The organism is Nocardia sp. N2S4-5, assembly GCF_044628355.1.
Lineage (GTDB): Bacteria > Actinomycetota > Actinomycetes > Mycobacteriales > Mycobacteriaceae > Nocardia > Nocardia wallacei_B.
Genome location: NZ_JBIUPM010000001.1, coordinates 5,555,530 through 5,573,724 on the forward strand (window position 1 = coordinate 5,555,530; position 18,195 = coordinate 5,573,724).

The following is an 18,195-nucleotide window of genomic DNA, read 5'->3' on the forward strand; positions in this document are numbered from 1 at the left end:
CTACGCCGCAAGGTAGCTACTCCCAGGTCGCGCAGCTGCGCCAGGTAATGGATCGGTGGGCAGCCGGCGGTGAGCGGGGTGAAATTCGGTGGATCGTGAGTGCGGGTGGTCGATAGCGTCCCGGGACATGGCGTATGAGAATCCGCTGGCCTACGCACTGGGGTTGGAAGGGCTCGCGTTGTTGCGGGCGTTCGCGGGGGAGTACGGGCGGGAGTTCACCGAGGCTCGGGTCGCGGAGGTTCGGCGGTTGCTCGCCGAGGGCGGGCTCGGTGACGGTGTTGCGGTGGAATACGTGAATACCGTGGAGGGCTACGGGATTTGGGCCGAGAGCTACGACGGACCGAACCCCGCGTTCGGGTTCGACGAGCCGATGGTCCGCGATCTCGCGGCAGGCCTCCCACCGGGCGCCGCCGTCGACGCGGCGTGCGGTACGGGCCGGGTCGCGGCCGTGCTGGCCGAATGCGGGCACCGGGTACTCGGCGTGGACAGCTCGCCGGAAATGCTCGACTATGCCCGAAAGCGACTGCCGGACAGCGATTTCCGTCTCGGCGACCTGGAACGATTGCCGGTCGCGGACGCCTCCGTCGACGTGCTGACCTGTTCGCTCGCGCTGTCGCACGTGCCGGATCCACTCCCGGTCATGCGCGAATTCGCCCGAGTTCTCCGGCCGGGCGGGCACGCGCTGATCGCCGACGTGCACCCCGAACAGGTGGCCCGCACCCACCTGCCCACCGTGCGCCGCCCCGACGGTACGGCCGCCCGCCTGCGCTCCTACCCGCACCGCGTCGGCGACCAACTGCGCGCCGCCCTCGCCGCGGGCTTCACCGTCCAACGCTGCGAGGAGCCCGTAATGCCGCCGCCCCCAACCACTTCCGAGCCCAGTACCGACCCGGGCCCCTGGGAAGTCTGGCCCTGGTCACTCGCCGGCCTGGTCCCCGAAGCGGCACGCGCCGCCGCGGCCGGAGTCCCCGCGGTGATCCTCTGGCAGCTCCGCAAAAACGAGCCCTGAGCACGGGGTCAATACGCGGGACGCGTCATTCGACCGCCTGCCGGGACGGGAGGGTCGCGCAGGAGGCGTGCAGGGCGGCGCGGGCGGCCGCGACGACGGGGTGGGAACCGGTGCCGCGGCGGTAGGCGAGGCGGGTGCGGCGACGGGTCGACAGGGGGACGAGCGCGACACCGCTGGGGATGTTCAGCGCACCCAGCTCCGGCACCAGCGCTACCCCCTGCCCGGCGGCGACCAGCGCGAGGACCGTGCCGAAATCATCGGCATGATGACGGATGTGCGGCGTGAAACCCGCTGCCTCGCAGGCACGTACGGTCATCAGGTGGCACAGCGTGCCGGGCATCCCGGCGATCCAGAGGGAATCGCGGTGCTCGGCAAGGGGTTCGGGCGCCGGGGCGGCCAGGTAGATCGTCTCCTCCAGGAAAGGCTCGGTGTCCAAACCGGTTTCGGGAGTGGTGGGCACGTAGTCGTACTCCTGGACCAGCGCGATATCGAGTGACTCCGCCCGCAGCGCCGCGGGCGCGTTCACCGGATCCAGTTCGGACACGAGCAGTTCCAGGCCGGGATGGTCGCGGCTCAGCGCGACGAGCGCCGGTGACAGGATCGTCCGCACGGCCGTCGGGAAGGCCCCGATGCGCAGCGTGCCCGTGAGTTCCGTGCGGCCGGTGGCGAGTTCGGCGGACGCCTGCTCCAGCACCGCGAGGATGGTCTCGGCGTGGTCGGCCAACCGGACCGCGGCGGGGGTGAGCCGGACGCTGCGCCCGGTCCGCTCGAGCAGCGGCACCCCGGCCTCCTTCTCGAGCGCCGCCAGCTGTTGCGATATCGCCGACGGCGTGTAGGCGAGCGCCTGCGCGACGGCGGCGATGGTGCCGCGTTGGGCCAGCTCACGCAGCAGTCGCAGGCGTCGGACATCGAGCATAACTTCAGCTTAACCTTGCTTGCAGAAACGTGTAATGGACGTGAAGCGTGGTGGCGACGAGGCTGGGGGCATGACATTCACCGGCCTGTTCGTCCCGTTGATCACGCCGTTCACCGCCACCGGCGAGCTGGCGGCCGAGGCACTGGAGGGACTGGCTCACGACGCGCTGGACGCGGGCGCATCCGGAATCGTCGCGCTGGGCACCACGGGTGAACCCGCGACCCTGACCGCCGACGAGCGCCGCCGCGTCGTCGACATCTGTGCCGCTGTGTGCAGGCAACGACAGGCGCCCCTGGTGGTGGGCACCGGATCGAATTCGACCGCCGACTCGACACACGCGCTGGCCGACCTGGCGCCGGGCGTCTCCGCCGTGCTGGCCGTCGTCCCGTACTACACCCGGCCCTCGGAAGCCGGTGTGGTGGAACACTTCCGGCGGTTGGCCGCCGCGAGCCCGGTGCCGGTGCTGATCTACAACATCCCGTACCGCACCGGCTGCCAACTCGGCGTCGAAACGCTGTGCCGCCTGGCCGAACTCCCCGGCGTCGCCGGATTCAAGCACGCGGTCGGCGCGATCGATGCCACCACGATCGCATTCATGAGCCGCTGCCCCGCCGATGTGGCCGTGCTGATCGGGGACGATCTCTACGCCGCTCCGATGCTCGCGCTGGGCGCGGCCGGAGCCATCCTGGCCAGCGCCAACGTCGCGACGAGAGCGTATGTGGATATGACCGCCGCATGGCGGGACGGCCCGATCGAACGCGCCCGGCACCTCGGCAATCTGCTGGCGCCGCTGGTGGAAGCCCTTTTCGCCGAACCCAATCCGGTGGTGATGAAGGGTGTGCTGACCGCGCAGGGCCGCATTCCGAGTCCGGCCGTGCGGCTGCCGCTGCTGCCGGCGTCCGACGCGGCGGTCGCCGCGGCCCTCGGCGCGCTGGAACTCAGTTACACGCCGAGGGTGTGAATTACGCGCGACGAATGAGAATCAGCGATCGTTTCCAGGATCGCCGTCGTGATGTGGTCGAGAGATACGCCAGAGAAAATCGGGGTCGTCGTCCGGTCCGATGATTCGATTCCGTTGCGCCGGGCCGGCACCGAGTCGCCGCGAACGCTCCGGCCCGAACGCCTTCCAGCACAGCACCGCGACAGCTACGACCGCGATGAGTGCCAACAGGTACGCCACGTCACTCACCTCCTGTCATCGAGGGTAATCCGTGTCCGTACCTGCGGCACCGCAGACACCGGAAACTGGGTCAGACTCGGGTCGCCTCCGTGGTCAGCGACCTGAGCAGCTGCATCACCTCGGACTCGCGGAAACGGCGGTGTCCGCCGGGAGTGCGCAACGAGCCGAGCCGCCCGGCGTGCGCCCACCGGGTGACGGTCTTCGGGTCGACGTGGAACAGTGCCGCTACCTGGCCGGGGGTCAGGAGGGCCTCCTGGCCGTTGACGGAACCCAACGTGCGGCTCGCCGCGGTGATCGCAGTCATTCGCAAACCTTTCCGTAATCGACAGATCCCTCATCAGATAGCGACATCGTTGCACCAGACCCCCCACGTACTCGAATGATCTAACTTTGGTAAAGGGGAAGTAATAGACAAATCGGATATGCGTACGGCTTGGTTGCGGATCGTTCGGCGCCGTCCAGCGAATTCGCAGCGATTACGTGCGAACCGGACACCGGGCGACTCGGTCGCGGGAACTCGTCGCCTAGGCTGGTCGCGTGAGTGACGCATCTCGACCGGACGGCGCCCCGGCCGATCCCGCTCCGGCCCCGGCGGGCCGGCGGCTGGCGCGCGATCTGGCGCTCTACACCCTGGCCCGGCTGGTGCTGGTCGCGGCCATCGCCGCCGTCATCGTGGTGCTGGCCCGGGTTCTGAACGTGGACATCCCCTTGATCGTGGCGCTGTTGTTCGCGCTGATCGTCGCCATGCCGTTGTCGCTGGTGCTTTTCAAGCGGTTGCGGGCGCGGGTGAACGAGGACATCGCGGCCGTCGACGAGAAGCGGCGCACCGACAAGGCCCAGCTGCGCGCGCGCATGCGCGGCGAGCAGCAGTAGGCCGCACTCTCTCTCCGGCACCGGGTTCCGCTGTCGGCGAACGCCTTCCCCGAAGTGTCAATTTTTGTTGACGCGCCGCGAGTGTCAACGTAAATTGACGTTCATGAGTGAAGCAACAACGCTGGCGGCCGCCGCCGGCAGTCCGGACCCCAGGGTCGGGCTGCGCGCGGTGCTCGCGCTGCGTCGGCTGCTCGAACGGCTGGAGGCGATCCAGGTGGCCAATGCCCGCGAACAGGGCTGGTCCTGGCAGACGATCGCCGACGCGCTCGAGGTCAGCCGCCAGGCGGTCCATCAGAAGTACAACCGGAGAGGCGGTATCCGCTGATGTTCGAGAAGTTCGCCAAGCCGGCCCGGCACGCGGTCGTGGTGGCACAGGAGGAGGCGCGTGAATTGCGCTCTCCGAGTATCGATGTGGAGCATGTGCTGCTGGGGCTCGCCGCGGCGCCCGATCCGGGGCTGCGAAAGGTGCTGTCCGACAACGGCATCACCGCCGACGGTCTGCGAGAGGCGTTGCGGCGCGACCACGGGGAGGACGAGTCCGGCCCCGCGGGCGAGCCGCTCGGCGAGGAGGACGCCGCCGCGCTGCGCTCCATCGGCATCGATCTCGAGGCCGTCCGGGAGAGCCTGGAGGCCACCTTCGGCGAGGACGCGCTGGAGCGGGCGATACCCGCCGAGGAACAACCGCGCCGCAGCCGGTTCCGGCTCGGCGGCAGCATGACCTTCGGCCACATCCCGTTCACCCGAGACGCCAAGAAGGTGCTGGAACTCTCGTTGCGCGAGACGATTTCGGGCGGCGCCGACCGGATCGAGGCGGGCCACGTCCTGCTCGGCCTGCTGCGCACGCCCAACGACCGGACCCGCGAACTGCTCGGCGGGGAGGACGGCATCCGCGCGCTGCGGCAGGCGGTCCACGAATTGCTGGAGCGGGCGGCCTGACGACATGCCCGGTCGCGACGTGGTCGCTACGCCCGGTGCTCGGGCGTGGCGACCATTAGCATGTCGCCATGGTCCTCTTGCTACGCCTGATCATCAACGCGGTCGCGATCTGGCTCGCCGCCGCCTGGGTCGGCGATATCGACCTGGTCAGCCCGGCCGACCAGGGCACCGGCGCGAAGATTGTGGTGGTGCTCGCCGTCGCGATCGTCTTCGGTCTGGTGAACGCCCTGGTCAAGCCGATTGTGAAGCTGCTGTCGCTGCCGCTGGTGATCGTCTCGCTGGGCCTGTTCCTGCTGGTGATCAACGCCCTGATGCTGTGGTTGACCGCGAAGATCACCGAGACCACCGACTACGGCCTGCGCGTGCACGGTTTCTGGGCGGCGGTGATCGGCGCGGTCGTCATCACCCTGGTCAACTGGATCCTCGGGATCCTGGTGCCGGACAAGGACTAGCGGCCCGGCCGGGATCAGCCGATCCCGAGCGCGAGCGCGGTCAGCACCGACCAGGCCAGCATCGCCAGCCCGGTGTCCCGCAGCGACGGGATCAGGCCCGGGCCGTTCGCCCCGCCGCGCACCGGTGTGTTGGAGCGCACGGCGAGTGGCGCCGCGAGCAGCCCGGCCAGCGCCCACGGGGTGCGGGCGACCAGCAGCAGCGACGCCACGAACGGCAGCACCAGCAATACCTGGTGCAGGGTGCGTGTCCGGGTGTCGCCGAGGCGCACGGCCAGCGTGGTCTTGCCGGTCTGCGAATCGGTCGGGATGTCGCGCAGGTTGTTGGTGACCAGCACCGCGCTGGAGAACGCGCCGACCGCCACCGCGCCGACCAGCCCCGCCCAGTCGACCTGCTCGGCCTGCACGAACTCGGTGCCCAGCACCGCGATCAGGCCGAAGAACACGAAAACCGCGATCTCGCCGAAACCGCTGTAGCCGTAGGGTTTCGCGCCGCCGGTGTAGAACCACGCCCCGGCCAGGCAGGCCGCGCCCACCAGCAGCAGCCACCAGGCGGTCGTGGCCACCAGCACCAGGCCGACGACGGCGGCGACCGACAGGCTCGCGATCGCCGCGCCGCGCACGGCGGCGGGGCTCGCCACGCCGGAACCGACCAGGCGCAGCGGTCCGACCCGCTCGTCGTCGGTGCCGCGGATGCCGTCGGAGTAGTCGTTGGCGTAGTTCACGCCGATGATCAGGGCCAGCGACACCAGCAGGCTCAGCAGCGCCTTCCACCAGACCGCGCCGTCCAGCGAGGCGGCCGCGCCGGTGCCGACCAGGACCGGGGCGATCGCGTTGGGGAGGGTGCGCGGACGGGCGCCTTCGAGCCATTGTGCAGCACTTGCCATGAGCGAAGCCTAATGTGCGGTACGGACTCGGCAACCGCGCGCGGCCGGGGCGGCGTTCCGTCCGGGGCGGTGGATACTCGCCGCATATATCGGTAGCATTATGCCGATATATCGGATTGCGGGACCGGGGTGGCGGACAATGGTGAGCATCGACCGCAGCGCCGCGTACCCGAAATTCGTTCGACCGCTCACATACGATTGCGACGGCATGCTTCCTGATCACAACGGCTCCGCGGGCGCCGGGACGACGCACACCCGGTCCGACCCGGACCGGGACGCCGGTGTGCCCGCACCGCCGGTCCGGGTGACACTGCTCGGAGAGACGGCCGTGCGGCGGACCGGCGAGCTCACCGCGATACCCGGAGCGCGAGCGCGGCTGCTGATCGCCGCGCTGGCCGTACACCCCGGCCGCAGCCGCAGCGCACAGGCCCTGATCGACGACGTCTGGGGCGATCAGCCACCCCGAGCGCCGATGAACGCGCTGCACACACAGGTCTCCCGGCTGCGTTCGGCGCTACCGGACGGGGCGCTGGAGATCGGTCCGGCCGGATACCGGCTGAGCCTGACGGAGGATGAGGTGGACCTCGGCCGCGCCGGGCAGCTGGAACGCCACGCGCGCGACCTGCTGGACACCGGCGACGCACCCGGCTGCCTGGCCGCCGTGGCGCGCGCCCGCGCGCTGTGGCGCGGCGAGCCGGGTTCGGACCTGCCCCAGGGAGTCGTGGCCGACGAGGTGCGCGAGGTCGCGGCGGCGCGCTGGGCCGCGCTGGACTCGCTGGAACTGAACGCGCGGGAGGAACTCGGCGATGTACCCGGCGCCCTCGCGATCGCGCGGCGCAACGCCGCCGCCGAGCCGCTCGACGAGCCGGCGCACGCCACCCTGATGCGTCTGCTCGCCACCGACGGCCGAGCCAACGAGGCGCTGGAAGTCTTTGCCGCACTACGCAAGCGGCTCGGTGAAGAACTCGGCGCCGACCCCGGGCCCGCCCTGATCGCGCTGAACATGGCGATCCTGCGCGGCGAGCCCTTACCGGGCGCACCGACACCGCGGGCGCCCCGTCCGGGCGCGGAGCTTACCGGCGTGCAACGGGTTTCGTCCGCACAGCACGCGCTGAATCCGGTGCCCGGTGACGACACCGCGCCGCGAACGACGTTGTCGGCGATCGGCCTGCGGGCGGCCCCCAACCCGCTGCTCGGCCGCGCCGCCGATCTGGACACATTGGAGCGGCTGCTGGCCGAGTCCCGGGCGGTCACCGTGCTCGGCCCCGGCGGCACCGGAAAGACCCGTGTGGCCAACGAATTGGGCGGCCGGGTGGCCGCGGAGCAGGCCGTCACGCTGGTCGAACTGGCCTCGCTGCGCGCCGATCCGGACGGGCTCGCCGCGACCTGTACCGAGATCGAGGCCGCCATCGGCGCGACCCTGGGCATGAGCGAATACTCCCGCGAGACAAAGGTTTTGCGGCCGAACCAGACGATCGACGGCCACCGCCGGCTGCGGGAGGCGCTGTCGCTGCGGCCGACGCTGCTCATACTCGACAACTGTGAGCACCTGATCGACGCGGTCGCGGAGGTCGTCGCGGATCTGGTCGGCGCCTGCGATCGGCTGACCGTGCTGACCACCAGCCGCGCGCCCCTGGAGATCACCGCCGAGACCGTATATCCCCTGCCTCCCTTGGCCATCGACTCCCACGGCTCGCCGGCCACCGACCTGTTCATCGCCCGCGCCCGCGCGGTGCGGCCGTCCGTGCGGCTCGAACCCGAGACCGTCGCGCGGCTGTGCCGCACCCTCGACGGTCTGCCGCTGGCCATCGAATTGGCCGCGGCGCGCGTGCGCACCATGAGCGTCGAGGAGATCGAGGCGAAGCTCGAGCATCGGTTCGCGTTGCTGCGCAGCGGCGATCGCACCTCGCCGGAGCGGCACCGGACCCTGCACGCCGTGATCGAGTGGAGCTGGAATCTGCTCGAACCCGAACAGCAGGTGGCGTTGCGGCGGCTGTGCCGGTTCCCGGCCGGCTTCACCCTCACCGCGGCCGAGGCCGTCGTCGCCGGGCCCGATGTCGCCGATCCCGTGGGAGCGGTCGAGGGTCTGGTCAGTCAATCGCTGCTCGCCGTGCTGGCCGACGACGACGAGATCCCCACGCGCTACCGCATGCTGGAGACGGTCCGGGAATTCGGCGAGGAGCAGCTGGCCGCGACCGGCGAGGCCGACCTCGTGATGGACCGGATGTGCGGGTGGGCAAGGGAATTCGCGCTCGACGCCGCCCGGCGGTATCCGACCGACGAGCAGGTCCGCGTGGTGCTGTCGGTCGCCGCGGAGCTGGACAACCTGGTCTCGATTCTGCGATTCGCGCTGGATCGGCGGGACGCGGCCACGGCCTACATGGTCTTCCCGCTCGCGGGCACGCTGTGGGTGATGCGCGGCGCCCATCTGGAACTGATGACCTGGGCGCCGCGGACCCTGCCGGTGCCGCCCCCGGCCGGACCGCGCGGCCTCGCCGAGATCGATCTCGAGATGATGACCTACGCCCTGGCGGGGACGCATCTGCTGTTCGCCGAGGCGGGCCTGCGCGAGCTGGCGATCGTGCGGGTGCGGGTCCGGCGGCTGCTGCGCGCGGGCACCGGGCCGAGCCCCATGCTGCGGTACTTCGGCGAACTGATCTGCCTGGCGCCCGACGCGCGCGTGCTGGCCCGCAAGCTGGCCGAGGGCGGCCGGGACGCCGACTCGGGCGTGCGGACGCTGGCCCTGATGCTGCGCGCGAACCTGCGCGAGAACGGCAGCGACATGCACGGCTCGATCCAGGACGCGCAGCGAGTCCTGGAACTCACCGAATCCCAGGACGTCTGGGGAACCGCGATGGCCTGCCAGCATCTGGGGCAGATGGCGGCCCAGGCGGCGCACTACCAGCGCGCGGCGGACTACTACCGGCGCGGCGCGGACCTGCTCCAGCTGCTGCGCTGCTACGAGGAGGCCGTGGAGATCCGCAGCTATCTGGCGGTCTCGCTGATCGGCGCCGGGCAGCCGGCCCAGGCTCGCTCGGAGCTGACGTTCGCGCTCGGCGTCGTCGGGGACGGCCTCGATCCCGAAGCGCCGGTGGAACGCCCCAATCATCGCCGCGGCACGGTAATCGCCGGACTCGCGGAACTCGCACTGGCCGAAGGGGATACGGACCGCGGCCTGCGGATGTTCCGGCGGGCGCTGGAGCTGTTCTCGTGGCCGATCATGGAGACGTCGCCCGGACCTGGCGACATCATGGTCGCGTCGGCGGTGCTCGACGCGCACGTGCTGCACGACCGGTTGGACGAGGTGCCCACGCTGGCCCGGCAGATCTACGAGACCGCCACGGTCCGGCTGGCGCAGTTCTACGACCTGCCGCAGCTCGGCGCCGTCGCCTGCGCCGTGGGTTCGTATCTGCTCGCCACGGACAGCGATCGCGAGAACGGCCTGCGGCTGCTGGCCCTGGGATCCAAGGTCGGCGGGCGGCAGGACCTGCCGTCCATGCGCTGGAACCGCCACTACAGCCTGCACGAACCCGTGGTCGGCGCGGCCGCGCTGGAGTCGGCGCAGCAGGCGGTGGCGAGCATGAACCGCCGGAAGGCCGCGGAGCGGGTCATGGGCCTGCTGCACGAGGTATCGGGCCGGCTGGGCGAATAGGTATGTCCGCCGGTCGCTTTCGCGACCGGCGGACATTGTGGTGAGGAGTCGGCTCACGCCCGGCGCATGTAGGCCCGGATGGCGAGCGGGGCGAAGATCGCGATCACGACCGCGGACCCGACCAGGCACCAGAGGATGTTGCTCGAGTAGACGTTGCCGTTCATCAACTCGCGGCAGGCGTTGACCATGTAGTAGATCGGGTTCGCCTTGTTCAGTCCCTGCATCCAGCCCGGCATGGTGCTGACCAGGGCGAAGGCGCCGGACATGAACGTCAGCGGGAACATGATCATCATCGAGATGCCCTGTACGGACGCCGCGCTCTTGCCGGTGACGCCGACCAGCGCCCAGATCCAGCTGACGGCGAACGAGCAGACCACGACGATGAGACCCGCGACCACCACGCCGACGACCCCGCCCGCGGGCCGGTAACCCAGGACCAGGCCGACCACGATGGTGAGCACCGTGGCGATGCCGTAGCGCACCATGTCGGCGATCAGTGCGCCCGCCAGAGCCGAAACCCGGGCGATCGGAAGGGATTTGAACCGGTCGAAGACGCCCTTGTCCATATCCTCGCGCAGCTGCGTTCCGGTGACGACCGAGGTCAGCACGACGGTCTGCACCAGAATGCCCGGAATCAGCACCGGCAGATAGGCGCTCACGCTGCCGCCGATGGCGCCGCCGAAGATGTACGCGAACAGCGCCGTGAACAGGATCGGCTGAATCGTGACATCGAACAGCTGCTCGGGATTGTGCTTGATCTTCAGGATGCCGCGGTAGGCCATGGTGAGGGAGTGCGACAGGGCCTGCCGGAACGGAATGTGGTTGCTTACTTCGGGAATCGCGGCACGGGCCGCGTGGCGCCCGCCTGTGGTGGGTGCGGTCAGAGTGGTAGTCATGCCGCGCTCCTTTCGGTGTCGGTGTCCTCGGCGCCGTGCCCGGTGATCGCGAAGAACACCTCGTCCAGGCTCGGCTTGCTGACGGTGATCTCGTCGACCCGGATGTCGTTGTCGCGCAACCGGATCAGGAGGTCGGCGGTGATGCCGGGGTCGGTCAGCGGGGCGGTGATGCGCCGCGCCTCGGGGGTGATGCTGGCCTCGACGAGCCTTCCGGCCGCGTGCGACAGGAAGTCGCCGATGAGCGTGCGGGCCTGTTCGATCAGCTCCGGCTCGGCCAGCGTGACCTGCAGCGCGGATGTGCCCACCGAGGCCTTCAGCTCGTCGGAGGTGCCGTCGGCGATGACCTTGCCGTGGTCGATGACCGCGATACGGTCGGCCAGCTGGTCGGCCTCGTCGAGGTACTGGGTGGTCAGCAGCACGGTCGCGCCCTCGCGGACCAGCCGCCGGATGGTCTCCCACATCTGCGCGCGGGTGCGCGGATCCAGGCCGGTGGTCGGCTCGTCGAGGAACAGCAGCGGCGGCGTCGCGATCAGGCTGGCGGCCAGGTCGAGGCGGCGCCGCATGCCGCCGGAGAAGTTCTCCAGGGGCTTGCTCGCGGCCTCGGTGAGCCCGAACTCTTCGAGCAGTTCGGCCGACTTGCGCTTGGCGTCCGCCCGGCTCAGGCCGAGTAGACGGGAGAAGATGATCAAATTCTCGGTGGCGCTGAGCTTTTCGTCCACCGAGGCGTACTGCCCGGTGACGCCGATCAGCGAGCGGACCGCGGTCGGTTCGGCCACCACGTCGCGGCCGAAGATCCGGGCGCTGCCCCCGTCCGGGCGCAGCAGCGTGGCGAGCATGCGGATGGTGGTGGTCTTGCCGGCTCCGTTGGGGCCCAGCACGCCGTACACGGCGCCCTGCGGTACCGCCAGGCTCACGCCGTCGACGGCTCGCTGCTCCCCGAAGACCTTGACCAGCCCGTCCGCCTCGATGGCGAGAGCATCAGCAGGTGCGTATGAAGTCATGACACACACTGTGGAACCCGGGACTTGCATGCCCCTTGCACCGCTGTTGCGTGCCCGCGCAAGACCGGCTTGCGTCGCGAGAGATCAGTGCGGGGAGGCGGCGAGCAGATCGTCGCGGAGCTTGTTGCGGTCGGGCTTGCCGGGGCCGCGCATCGGAATCTCTTCCAGCAGAGCGAGTTCGCGGGGCGCGGCGATCGTGTCGAGCTCCGCGACGACGTGCTCGCGCAGTTCGTCGAGGGTGGGGACGGCTCCGGCGACCGGCACCACCGCGACCGCGACGCGCTGGCCCAGCCGTTCGTCGGGCAGGCCCAGCACCACGGCCTCGCTCACCGCCGGATGCGTGGCCAGCACGGCCTCCACGACCTGCGGGATGACCAGCAGGCCGCCGGTCAGGATGGCCTCGTCCAGGCGGCCCTGAATCGTCAGCACACCGTTCTCGTAGACCCCGGCGTCCTCGGTGCGGAACCAGCCGGGTTCGGCGAAGGCCGGATGATCGGGCAGCCCGCGGTAGCCCTTGGCGAGCATGTCGCCGCCGAGCAGCACCCGGCCGTCCTCGATGCGGACTCGCGTGCCCGTCAGCGGCACGCCCTCGTACACGCAGCCGCCGCAGGTCTCGCTCATGCCATAGGTGCGGACGATGTTGATGCCCGCCGCGCGAGCGCGGTCCAGCACGGGCCGCGGGGTGGGGGCGCCGCCGATCAGCACCGCGTCCAGCGAGGTGAGCGCCTCGATCCCGGCGGGGTCGTCGAGGGCCTTGATCAACTGCGTCGGCACCAGCGAGGTGTAGCGGCGCGGGCCGGTCATGCCCGCGACCGCGCTGGCCAGCCCGCCCGGCAGAAAGCCGTCCGAGACGTCCAGGGCCACCGGCTCGGTACCGGCCTGGATACTGCGCAGCAACACCTGCAAGCCCGCGATGTGATGGGTCGGCAACGCCAGCAACCACTGGCCGGGGCCGCCGAGCCGCTCGTGGGTGGCCTCGCCGCTCGCGAGCAGGGCGGCGGCGGTGAGCATCGCGCCCTTCGGCACGCCCGTGGTCCCGGAGGTGGTCACCACCAGCGCCACGTCGTCGTCGATCGGCTCGCCGGGACGCAGCGCGTTCGACAGCCGGTGCGACTCCCGCCGATCCCCGGTCGGCACCGGCAGCCAGGCCGCACCGTTGCCCGCCAGGGCTTCCCGCAGGTGCGGCAGGACGTCACCCACCGCGGCTCCGGTGGGCATGGGGAGGGTCCGCAGGGTGCTCACGTTCGCGATCGTGTCATGTCTGGCCCGACGACCCGGCAACGGGTCCGCGCTTCCTTCACTCGGGTAGGGAGGGGATCAGTCCGACGTCGGTGTCGCCAGCGGCCATCCACCGGCTGCCAGCCGGGAGGCCACTCTAGCGATATCGTCCTCGCCCGGCTGTTCCTTGGCAACTCGAGCGATCGCCTCCTCGATCTCGTGCCGGGCGATCTCGTCGTCGCCGGCGCGCTCGCTGACCAACTCCTCGACGATCATCTGCACCTCGTAGTCGGTGAGGCGGCGGTGCAGCACAGCGAGTAGCGCCACGTAGTCCGACTGCGGAATACCTTGCGGATAACCGGCTTTCAGCCAGCCGAGCACCTTGCGCAGGATCGACTTCTCGGCCTCCGACTCCTCGGGGCCGCGCGGCGGTGTGGCATGTGGATCACTGGTCACGACGGGTCCTTTCCGCGGTCATCCCTGCCCGAACAGATGGATGCCGAGACGTGCTGCGAGAAATCCCTTGGCGACGTACAGGACTCCCGTCACGACCGCCGCCAGCACCACCGCGAAGCACACCGCGGCCGCGGTCAGCGCGGCCCGGCGGCGGGTGGGGGAGAGCGTCACCGTGCCGTCGGCGCTTGCCGCGGCGCGCGACTGGAATCGGACGCCCAAGGCGAAGATCGCGGGCAGCCCGGCGCCGAAGACGAGGGCGGCCAGCGTCACTCGCCACAGTTCCTTCGAGATCAAGACGACCGTGTCCATCAGGCCCGCCCCGCCGATCGGTGTGCCGGTGTGCCGTCGTTCGCCGCCGGGTCGCGCTGACTGTCCGGAACGGACGGCGGCCCGGCATTCGGTGCGGGCGTGGGAAGCTCCGGCCCCGGCGACCCGGGCGCGGCGGGCGGCGCCTGCCCGCGCCACTCGTCGTTGACGTTGGCCGCGTCCACCGGCGCTCGCCGCGCCCGCAGCCACATGAACATCGCCAGCATGATCAGCACCGCGAACACCACCAGCACCCCGGCGAGTCCGCCCACGCCGTGCGCCAGCGCCCAGCAGATCGCGCCCGCCACACCGGCCAGCGGCAGCGTCAGTACCCACGCCACCACCATGCGGCCCAGCACCGGCCAGCGCACCTCCGCGCCCGGCCGTCCCAGGCCGGTGCCGAGGATCGCGCCGGTGACGGTCTGCGTCGTCGACAGTGGCAGGCCGAAGTGCGCCGAGGTGAGAATGATCGCGGCGCTGGTGGATTCGGCGGCCAGCCCCTGCGGCGAGGTGATGTCGACCAGGCCCTTGCCCAGCGTGCGGATGATGCGCCAGCCGCCCAGCGAGGTCCCCGCGGCGATCGCGACCGCGCAGGCCACGATGACCCACAGCGGCAGCGAATCCGACGGCGACCGCGAACCGTAGGCGATCAGCGCCAGGAAGATGATGCCCATCGTCTTCTGCGCGTCGTTGGTGCCGTGCGCCAGCGAGACCAGCGAGGCCGAACCGATCTGGCCCCACCGAAATCCGCGCGTCACCGACCGCTCGTCGCTGCCGCGGGTGATCCGGTATACCAGCCAGGTGCCGATCGAGGCGACCAGCGCCGCCACCACCGGAGCCAGCACCGCGGGGAGCACGATCTTGCCGAGCACGCCCTGCGCGCCCGCCGACCAGATGACGCCGTTCCAGCCGAGCGCCGCGATCGTCGCGCCGATCAGACCGCCGAACAGCGCGTGCGAGGAACTCGACGGCAAACCGAACAGCCAGGTCAGCAGGTTCCACAGAATGCCGCCGACCAAGCCCGCGAACACGATCTCCAACAGATCGGGACCGCCGACATCGTTGAGCCGGACGATGCCCTCCGCCACCGTGGCCGCCACCTCCACACTGAGGAACGCACCGATCAGATTGAGCCCGCCCGAGAGCAGGACCGCGGTCCGCGGACCCAGCGCACCGGTGGCGATGGAGGTGGCCATCGCGTTGGCGGTGTCGTGGAATCCGTTGGTGAAGTCGAAGACCAGTGCAGTGACGACGACGATGAGCAGAACCAATAGTTCGGCGGTCACCGCTCCAGTGTGCGTTATCGACCCGTTAACGCGATGGCCAGGGTGGGCGGGAATCGCGGCGCAGCGGGTGCTCCGGCGGCACCTCCACCACCACGATCGGCACGTCGTCCGGGTCGCGGAGCCACATCTCGATCAGTCCCCACGGCTCCCGCACGGGATCGCGATCGATGGCGACCCCGTGCTCCGCGAGAGTGGCCGCGGCCTCGTCCGCGTCGCGCACCTGCAACCACAGGGCGCCCGCGAATCCGGTGGGCGCGTCGTCGCGGCGGCCGTGCGCGGCCACCTCGACCAGCGACTGCCCCGCGTAGAACACGGTGCCGCCCGGATACTCCCGCGCGATCGCCAGTCCCAGCCCGTCCCGATAGAACGCCAGTGTTCGCTCGTAGTTCGCCGGTCGCAGAATGACGCGGCTGCCGAGAATGTCCACAGCACCGAGCGTAGGTCTTGTGATCTTCCCGAACCGGGCACTTCGCCTCAGAAGTACCAGGGATAGGGCGACCAGTCCGGCTTGCGCTTCTCCAGGAACGCGTCGCGGCCCTCGACTGCCTCGTCGGTCATGTAGCCCAGCCGGGTTGCCTCGCCCGCGAACAGTTGCTGGCCGACCAGGCCGTCGTCGGTCAGGTTGAACGCGTACTTGAGCATCCGCTGGGCCTGCGGCGACTTGCCGAGGATGTCGGCGGTCCACTCCAGGGCCTCGTCCTCGAGCCGGTCGTGGTCGACGACGGCGTTCACCGCGCCCATGTGATGCATCTGCTCGGCGGTGTAGGGGCGGCCCAGGAAGAAGATCTCGCGGGCGAACTTCTGGCCCACCATCTTCGCCAGATACGCACTGCCGTAACCGGCGTCGAAGCTGCCCACGTCGGCGTCGGTCTGCTTGAAGCGGGCGTGCTCGCGGCTGGCCAGGGTGAGGTCGCACACCACGTGCAGGCTGTGCCCGCCGCCGGCGGCCCAGCCGTTCACGAGGGCGATGACCACCTTCGGCATGAAGCGGATCAGGCGTTGCACCTCGAGAATGTGCAGCCGGCCTGCGCGGGCTTTGTCTACCGTCTCGGCTGTTTCGCCCGAGGCGTATTGGTAGCCGCTGCGGCCGCGGATGCGTTGGTCGCCGCCGGAGCAGAAGGCCCAGCCGCCGTCCTTCGGGCTTGGGCCGTTGCCGGTCAGGAGGACCGCGCCGACGTCCGGGGTCATTCGGGCGTGGTCTAGGGCGTGGTAGAGCTCGTCGACGGTGTGGGGGCGGAAGGCGTTGCGGACTTCGGGGCGGTTGAAGGCTACTCGGACTGTGCCTTGGGTGAGGTGGCGGTGGTAGGTGATGTCGGTGAGGGTTTCGAATCCGGGGACGGGGGTCCAGAGGGTGGGGTTGAAGGTCACGGGGTTATCTTGCCTTGGGGTTGGGGGTGGGCGTGGTGGTTGGGTGGGGTGGGGATCGCTGCTGTGTTTTTGGCCTCCGCTTCGCTCCGGCGGGTTTTCGGCGCCCTTGGTCTCGGTTTTCGGGTGCCGCTGCTGGCTCCTTCGTCGCTTTGCAGCGGCACCCGAAAACCGAGACGCGCCGAAAACCTACGGGGTTGGCGTGCTACAGGGGAGGTTTTTGGCGGAGGGGGGTGCGTGGGGTGGATAGGTGCGGCCTTTGCGCGTGGTGTGTGTGGGGTGGATTGGTGCGGCCTTTGCGCGTGGTGTGTGTGGGTGGATTGGTGCGGCGTTGCGCGTGGTGTGTGGGGTGGGGAGGTGCGGCATTTCGTGTGCTGGGTGGGGGGTGTGGGGGGGGGGTGGTTACTCGTGGGTTGGGTTTGACGGCGTAAGAATGGCGGTTACGGTGCAGTTATGAGTGAGCGCGTGGAGCCGGTTATCGATCGGAGTGCGATCGGGGCTGATCGGTATGAGGATCATGGGGGGTTTCCGAAGGTTGCGGAGGCTCAGCCGGGGCCGAACTTCGGGGGGTTTGTCGAGGCTATGCGGACGTTGCAGGATTTGGCGGTTTCGGCGGATTGCAGCGAGGAGGTGTATGGGGAGGCGTGGGGGAAGGCTCGGGAGCTGATCGAGCTGCTCGAGCCTTATCGGGCGCCGGAATCGCAGAGTCCGGCGGGGCGGGTGACCGCGTTGCCGGGGCGCGGGAGTTTGCTCATGCCGCCGTGGAATGTTGTCGAGGCGGGGCCGGGCGGGGTGCGGATGCGGGGGGAGTTCCGGCGATACCACCTGGGGGGCAACAGTGCGGTGCACGGCGGCGTGTTGCCGCTGCTTTTCGACGACCTGTTCGGATCGCTTGTGCACTACGCGGGACGACCTATCAGCCGTACCGCGTACCTGCATGTGAACTACCGGAAAGTCACTCCGTTGGAGACGCCGTTGCTGGTGGAGGGCACCGTCGATCGCATCGAGGGCCGTAAGACCTTCGTCACCGCACGGCTGACCGACGAATCTGAAACATTGCTGGCCGATTGTGAAGGGCTCATGGTGCAGTTGCTGCCCTGGCAACCGTGACGGGTCGGACCGTGTGTGCCAAGGTCGTCCGGTGCGTATAGTTGCGTGCGCTCGCTCATCGAAAAACTATCCGGAGGAACCTGAAAGTGGTTGCAGCACTGTCTGAATCCCTGCTCGACGACGCCAAGCGACCGGCCTTCATCGCCGATGCCCAGCAGGTGCTGGAAGCGGAGGTGTCGGACAAGGGGGGCGCGTCCGGCCTGGCTGTGAAGGGTGCGTACGCGGCGGCGAAGAAGGTCAGTCCGACCATCGTCACGGACGGGCTGGAGTCGTTCGTGCCGAAGTTCGTCGAGCGGCTCGAGCCGTACTGGGCGGAATACCAGGCCTCGGGTAACGGCTCGTTCGCCGACCTGCTGGTGTCCAAGCAGGACGAGGTCGCCGAGGCACTGCTCGCGGTGACCGACGCGCGGGCCGAGCAGCTCCTCGCGCCCGGCTCTGAAGAAGGCGTACTCCGCGGTGCGCTCCTCGGCGAAAAAGCATGTGACCGAGGCCCTCCCGCGCGTGGGCGACCTGGTCCAGCGGCACGCTGAATAGTTGCCGCGCCTTCGGCGCGGGGGTTTGTGGCCTCGTGACCCCGCCGTTCGGTACCCGGTGCTCGCGACTTCGTCGCATGCGCACCGGGCACCGAACGGCGGGGCGGCCACAAACCGTGCGG

Annotated in this window: 20 protein-coding genes and 1 pseudogene; 9 read left to right on the forward strand and 12 right to left on the reverse strand. The window is 69.8% G+C overall.

Annotated elements, in window-relative coordinates; genetic code table 11:
• Window positions 1–127: 127 nt before the first annotated feature.
• Complete coding sequence (locus ACFMRZ_RS25525) at window positions 128–1,009, forward strand: class I SAM-dependent methyltransferase (protein WP_400181034.1); 882 nt, start codon at window positions 128–130, stop codon at window positions 1,007–1,009.
• Window positions 1,010–1,034: 25 nt separating this feature from the next.
• On the opposite strand, the gene ACFMRZ_RS25530 is transcribed toward ACFMRZ_RS25525, so the two are convergent.
• Entirely contained in the window at window positions 1,035–1,925 is an 891-nt protein-coding gene (locus ACFMRZ_RS25530) for a LysR substrate-binding domain-containing protein (RefSeq protein ID WP_400181035.1), read from the reverse strand.
• 70 nt (window positions 1,926–1,995) lie between these two features.
• On the opposite strand from ACFMRZ_RS25530, the gene dapA reads away from it, so the two are divergent.
• Window positions 1,996–2,886, forward strand: a complete 891-nt coding sequence (gene dapA / locus ACFMRZ_RS25535; protein WP_400181036.1) for a 4-hydroxy-tetrahydrodipicolinate synthase — start codon at window positions 1,996–1,998, stop codon at window positions 2,884–2,886.
• A 21-nt stretch (window positions 2,887–2,907) separates the two neighbouring features.
• Here dapA and ACFMRZ_RS25540 read toward each other — a convergent pair whose 3' ends face one another.
• A complete protein-coding gene (locus ACFMRZ_RS25540; protein WP_400181037.1) occupies window positions 2,908–3,105 on the reverse strand; it encodes a hypothetical protein in 198 nt (65 codons plus the stop codon).
• A 70-nt stretch (window positions 3,106–3,175) separates the two neighbouring features.
• Window positions 3,176–3,409, reverse strand: coding sequence for a BldC family transcriptional regulator (locus tag ACFMRZ_RS25545; protein WP_280276181.1), 234 nt, complete (start codon window positions 3,407–3,409; stop codon window positions 3,176–3,178).
• Between the two features lie 233 nt (window positions 3,410–3,642).
• Here ACFMRZ_RS25545 and ACFMRZ_RS25550 point away from each other — a divergent pair, with 233 nt between their 5' ends.
• From ACFMRZ_RS25550 to ACFMRZ_RS25565, 4 genes are all read left to right on the forward strand, one after another.
• The gene (locus ACFMRZ_RS25550; RefSeq protein WP_400181038.1) at window positions 3,643–3,978 is read left to right on the forward strand and encodes a DUF4229 domain-containing protein; all 336 of its coding nucleotides are present in this window, start codon (window positions 3,643–3,645) and stop codon (window positions 3,976–3,978) included.
• Window positions 3,979–4,081: 103 nt separating this feature from the next.
• Complete coding sequence (locus tag ACFMRZ_RS25555) at window positions 4,082–4,303, forward strand: helix-turn-helix domain-containing protein (protein WP_280276179.1); 222 nt, start codon at window positions 4,082–4,084, stop codon at window positions 4,301–4,303.
• Entirely contained in the window at window positions 4,303–4,914 is a 612-nt protein-coding gene (locus ACFMRZ_RS25560) for a Clp protease N-terminal domain-containing protein (protein WP_400181039.1), read from the forward strand. The genes ACFMRZ_RS25555 and ACFMRZ_RS25560 overlap by 1 nt, the downstream gene beginning before the upstream one ends.
• Before the next feature lie 68 nt (window positions 4,915–4,982).
• Window positions 4,983–5,366, forward strand: a complete 384-nt coding sequence (locus ACFMRZ_RS25565; RefSeq protein ID WP_280276177.1) for a phage holin family protein — start codon at window positions 4,983–4,985, stop codon at window positions 5,364–5,366.
• Between the two features lie 14 nt (window positions 5,367–5,380).
• Here the strand turns inward: ACFMRZ_RS25565 and ACFMRZ_RS25570 are convergent, their stop codons facing one another.
• Window positions 5,381–6,250, reverse strand: a complete 870-nt coding sequence (locus ACFMRZ_RS25570) for a 1,4-dihydroxy-2-naphthoate polyprenyltransferase (RefSeq protein ID WP_400181040.1) — start codon at window positions 6,248–6,250, stop codon at window positions 5,381–5,383.
• Window positions 6,251–6,458: 208 nt separating this feature from the next.
• Here ACFMRZ_RS25570 and ACFMRZ_RS25575 point away from each other — a divergent pair, with 208 nt between their 5' ends.
• Window positions 6,459–9,902: an AfsR/SARP family transcriptional regulator gene (locus tag ACFMRZ_RS25575; RefSeq protein WP_400181041.1), complete on the forward strand. Its 3,444-nt coding sequence runs from the start codon at window positions 6,459–6,461 to the stop codon at window positions 9,900–9,902.
• Between the two features lie 53 nt (window positions 9,903–9,955).
• Here ACFMRZ_RS25575 and ACFMRZ_RS25580 read toward each other — a convergent pair whose 3' ends face one another.
• From ACFMRZ_RS25580 to ACFMRZ_RS25615, 8 genes are all read right to left on the reverse strand, one after another.
• Window positions 9,956–10,798, reverse strand: a complete 843-nt coding sequence (locus ACFMRZ_RS25580; protein ID WP_400181042.1) for an ABC transporter permease — start codon at window positions 10,796–10,798, stop codon at window positions 9,956–9,958.
• The gene (locus ACFMRZ_RS25585) at window positions 10,795–11,799 is read right to left on the reverse strand and encodes an ATP-binding cassette domain-containing protein (protein ID WP_400181043.1); all 1,005 of its coding nucleotides are present in this window, start codon (window positions 11,797–11,799) and stop codon (window positions 10,795–10,797) included. Before ACFMRZ_RS25585 ends, ACFMRZ_RS25580 begins: the two co-directional genes overlap by 4 nt.
• Window positions 11,800–11,883: 84 nt before the next feature.
• Window positions 11,884–13,041, reverse strand: coding sequence for an o-succinylbenzoate--CoA ligase (gene menE / locus ACFMRZ_RS25590; RefSeq protein WP_400181044.1), 1,158 nt, complete (start codon window positions 13,039–13,041; stop codon window positions 11,884–11,886).
• A 75-nt stretch (window positions 13,042–13,116) separates the two neighbouring features.
• Window positions 13,117–13,473 carry a DUF3349 domain-containing protein gene (locus ACFMRZ_RS25595; protein WP_280273203.1) on the reverse strand — a complete coding sequence of 119 codons (357 nt, stop codon included), beginning with the start codon at window positions 13,471–13,473 and terminating at the stop codon, window positions 13,117–13,119.
• An 18-nt stretch (window positions 13,474–13,491) separates the two neighbouring features.
• On the reverse strand, window positions 13,492–13,782 hold the full coding sequence (locus ACFMRZ_RS25600; RefSeq protein WP_400181045.1) for a hypothetical protein: 291 nt from the start codon (window positions 13,780–13,782) through the stop codon (window positions 13,492–13,494).
• Complete coding sequence (locus ACFMRZ_RS25605; RefSeq protein WP_400181046.1) at window positions 13,782–15,065, reverse strand: anion permease; 1,284 nt, start codon at window positions 15,063–15,065, stop codon at window positions 13,782–13,784. Before ACFMRZ_RS25605 ends, ACFMRZ_RS25600 begins: the two co-directional genes overlap by 1 nt.
• Before the next feature lie 25 nt (window positions 15,066–15,090).
• Window positions 15,091–15,492, reverse strand: a complete 402-nt coding sequence (locus ACFMRZ_RS25610) for a VOC family protein (RefSeq protein ID WP_400181047.1) — start codon at window positions 15,490–15,492, stop codon at window positions 15,091–15,093.
• Between the two features lie 47 nt (window positions 15,493–15,539).
• Entirely contained in the window at window positions 15,540–16,433 is an 894-nt protein-coding gene (locus tag ACFMRZ_RS25615; RefSeq protein ID WP_280273199.1) for a 1,4-dihydroxy-2-naphthoyl-CoA synthase, read from the reverse strand.
• Between the two features lie 450 nt (window positions 16,434–16,883).
• Here ACFMRZ_RS25615 and ACFMRZ_RS25620 point away from each other — a divergent pair, with 450 nt between their 5' ends.
• Together ACFMRZ_RS25620 and ACFMRZ_RS25625 are read left to right on the forward strand one after the other, a co-directional pair.
• The gene (locus ACFMRZ_RS25620; RefSeq protein WP_400181048.1) at window positions 16,884–17,540 is read left to right on the forward strand and encodes a PaaI family thioesterase; all 657 of its coding nucleotides are present in this window, start codon (window positions 16,884–16,886) and stop codon (window positions 17,538–17,540) included.
• An 86-nt stretch (window positions 17,541–17,626) separates the two neighbouring features.
• Window positions 17,627–18,074 (forward strand): annotated as a pseudogene (locus tag ACFMRZ_RS25625) (DUF6918 family protein).
• Window positions 18,075–18,195: the final 121 nt, after the last annotated feature.

Coding starts and splice junctions, on each gene's coding strand:
- ACFMRZ_RS25600 (WP_400181045.1), bottom strand. CDS start 13,782: ATGGACACGGTCGTCTTGATCTCGAAGGAACTGTGGCGAGTGACGCTG.
- ACFMRZ_RS25565 (WP_280276177.1), top strand. CDS start 4,983: ATGGTCCTCTTGCTACGCCTGATCATCAACGCGGTCGCGATCTGGCTC.
- ACFMRZ_RS25620 (WP_400181048.1), top strand. CDS start 16,884: ATGAGTGAGCGCGTGGAGCCGGTTATCGATCGGAGTGCGATCGGGGCT.
- dapA (WP_400181036.1), top strand. CDS start 1,996: ATGACATTCACCGGCCTGTTCGTCCCGTTGATCACGCCGTTCACCGCC.
- ACFMRZ_RS25545 (WP_280276181.1), bottom strand. CDS start 3,409: ATGACTGCGATCACCGCGGCGAGCCGCACGTTGGGTTCCGTCAACGGC.
- ACFMRZ_RS25585 (WP_400181043.1), bottom strand. CDS start 11,799: ATGACTTCATACGCACCTGCTGATGCTCTCGCCATCGAGGCGGACGGG.
- ACFMRZ_RS25560 (WP_400181039.1), top strand. CDS start 4,303: ATGTTCGAGAAGTTCGCCAAGCCGGCCCGGCACGCGGTCGTGGTGGCA.
- ACFMRZ_RS25570 (WP_400181040.1), bottom strand. CDS start 6,250: ATGGCAAGTGCTGCACAATGGCTCGAAGGCGCCCGTCCGCGCACCCTC.
- ACFMRZ_RS25580 (WP_400181042.1), bottom strand. CDS start 10,798: ATGACTACCACTCTGACCGCACCCACCACAGGCGGGCGCCACGCGGCC.
- ACFMRZ_RS25530 (WP_400181035.1), bottom strand. CDS start 1,925: ATGCTCGATGTCCGACGCCTGCGACTGCTGCGTGAGCTGGCCCAACGC.
- ACFMRZ_RS25555 (WP_280276179.1), top strand. CDS start 4,082: ATGAGTGAAGCAACAACGCTGGCGGCCGCCGCCGGCAGTCCGGACCCC.
- ACFMRZ_RS25575 (WP_400181041.1), top strand. CDS start 6,459: ATGCTTCCTGATCACAACGGCTCCGCGGGCGCCGGGACGACGCACACC.
- ACFMRZ_RS25525 (WP_400181034.1), top strand. CDS start 128: ATGGCGTATGAGAATCCGCTGGCCTACGCACTGGGGTTGGAAGGGCTC.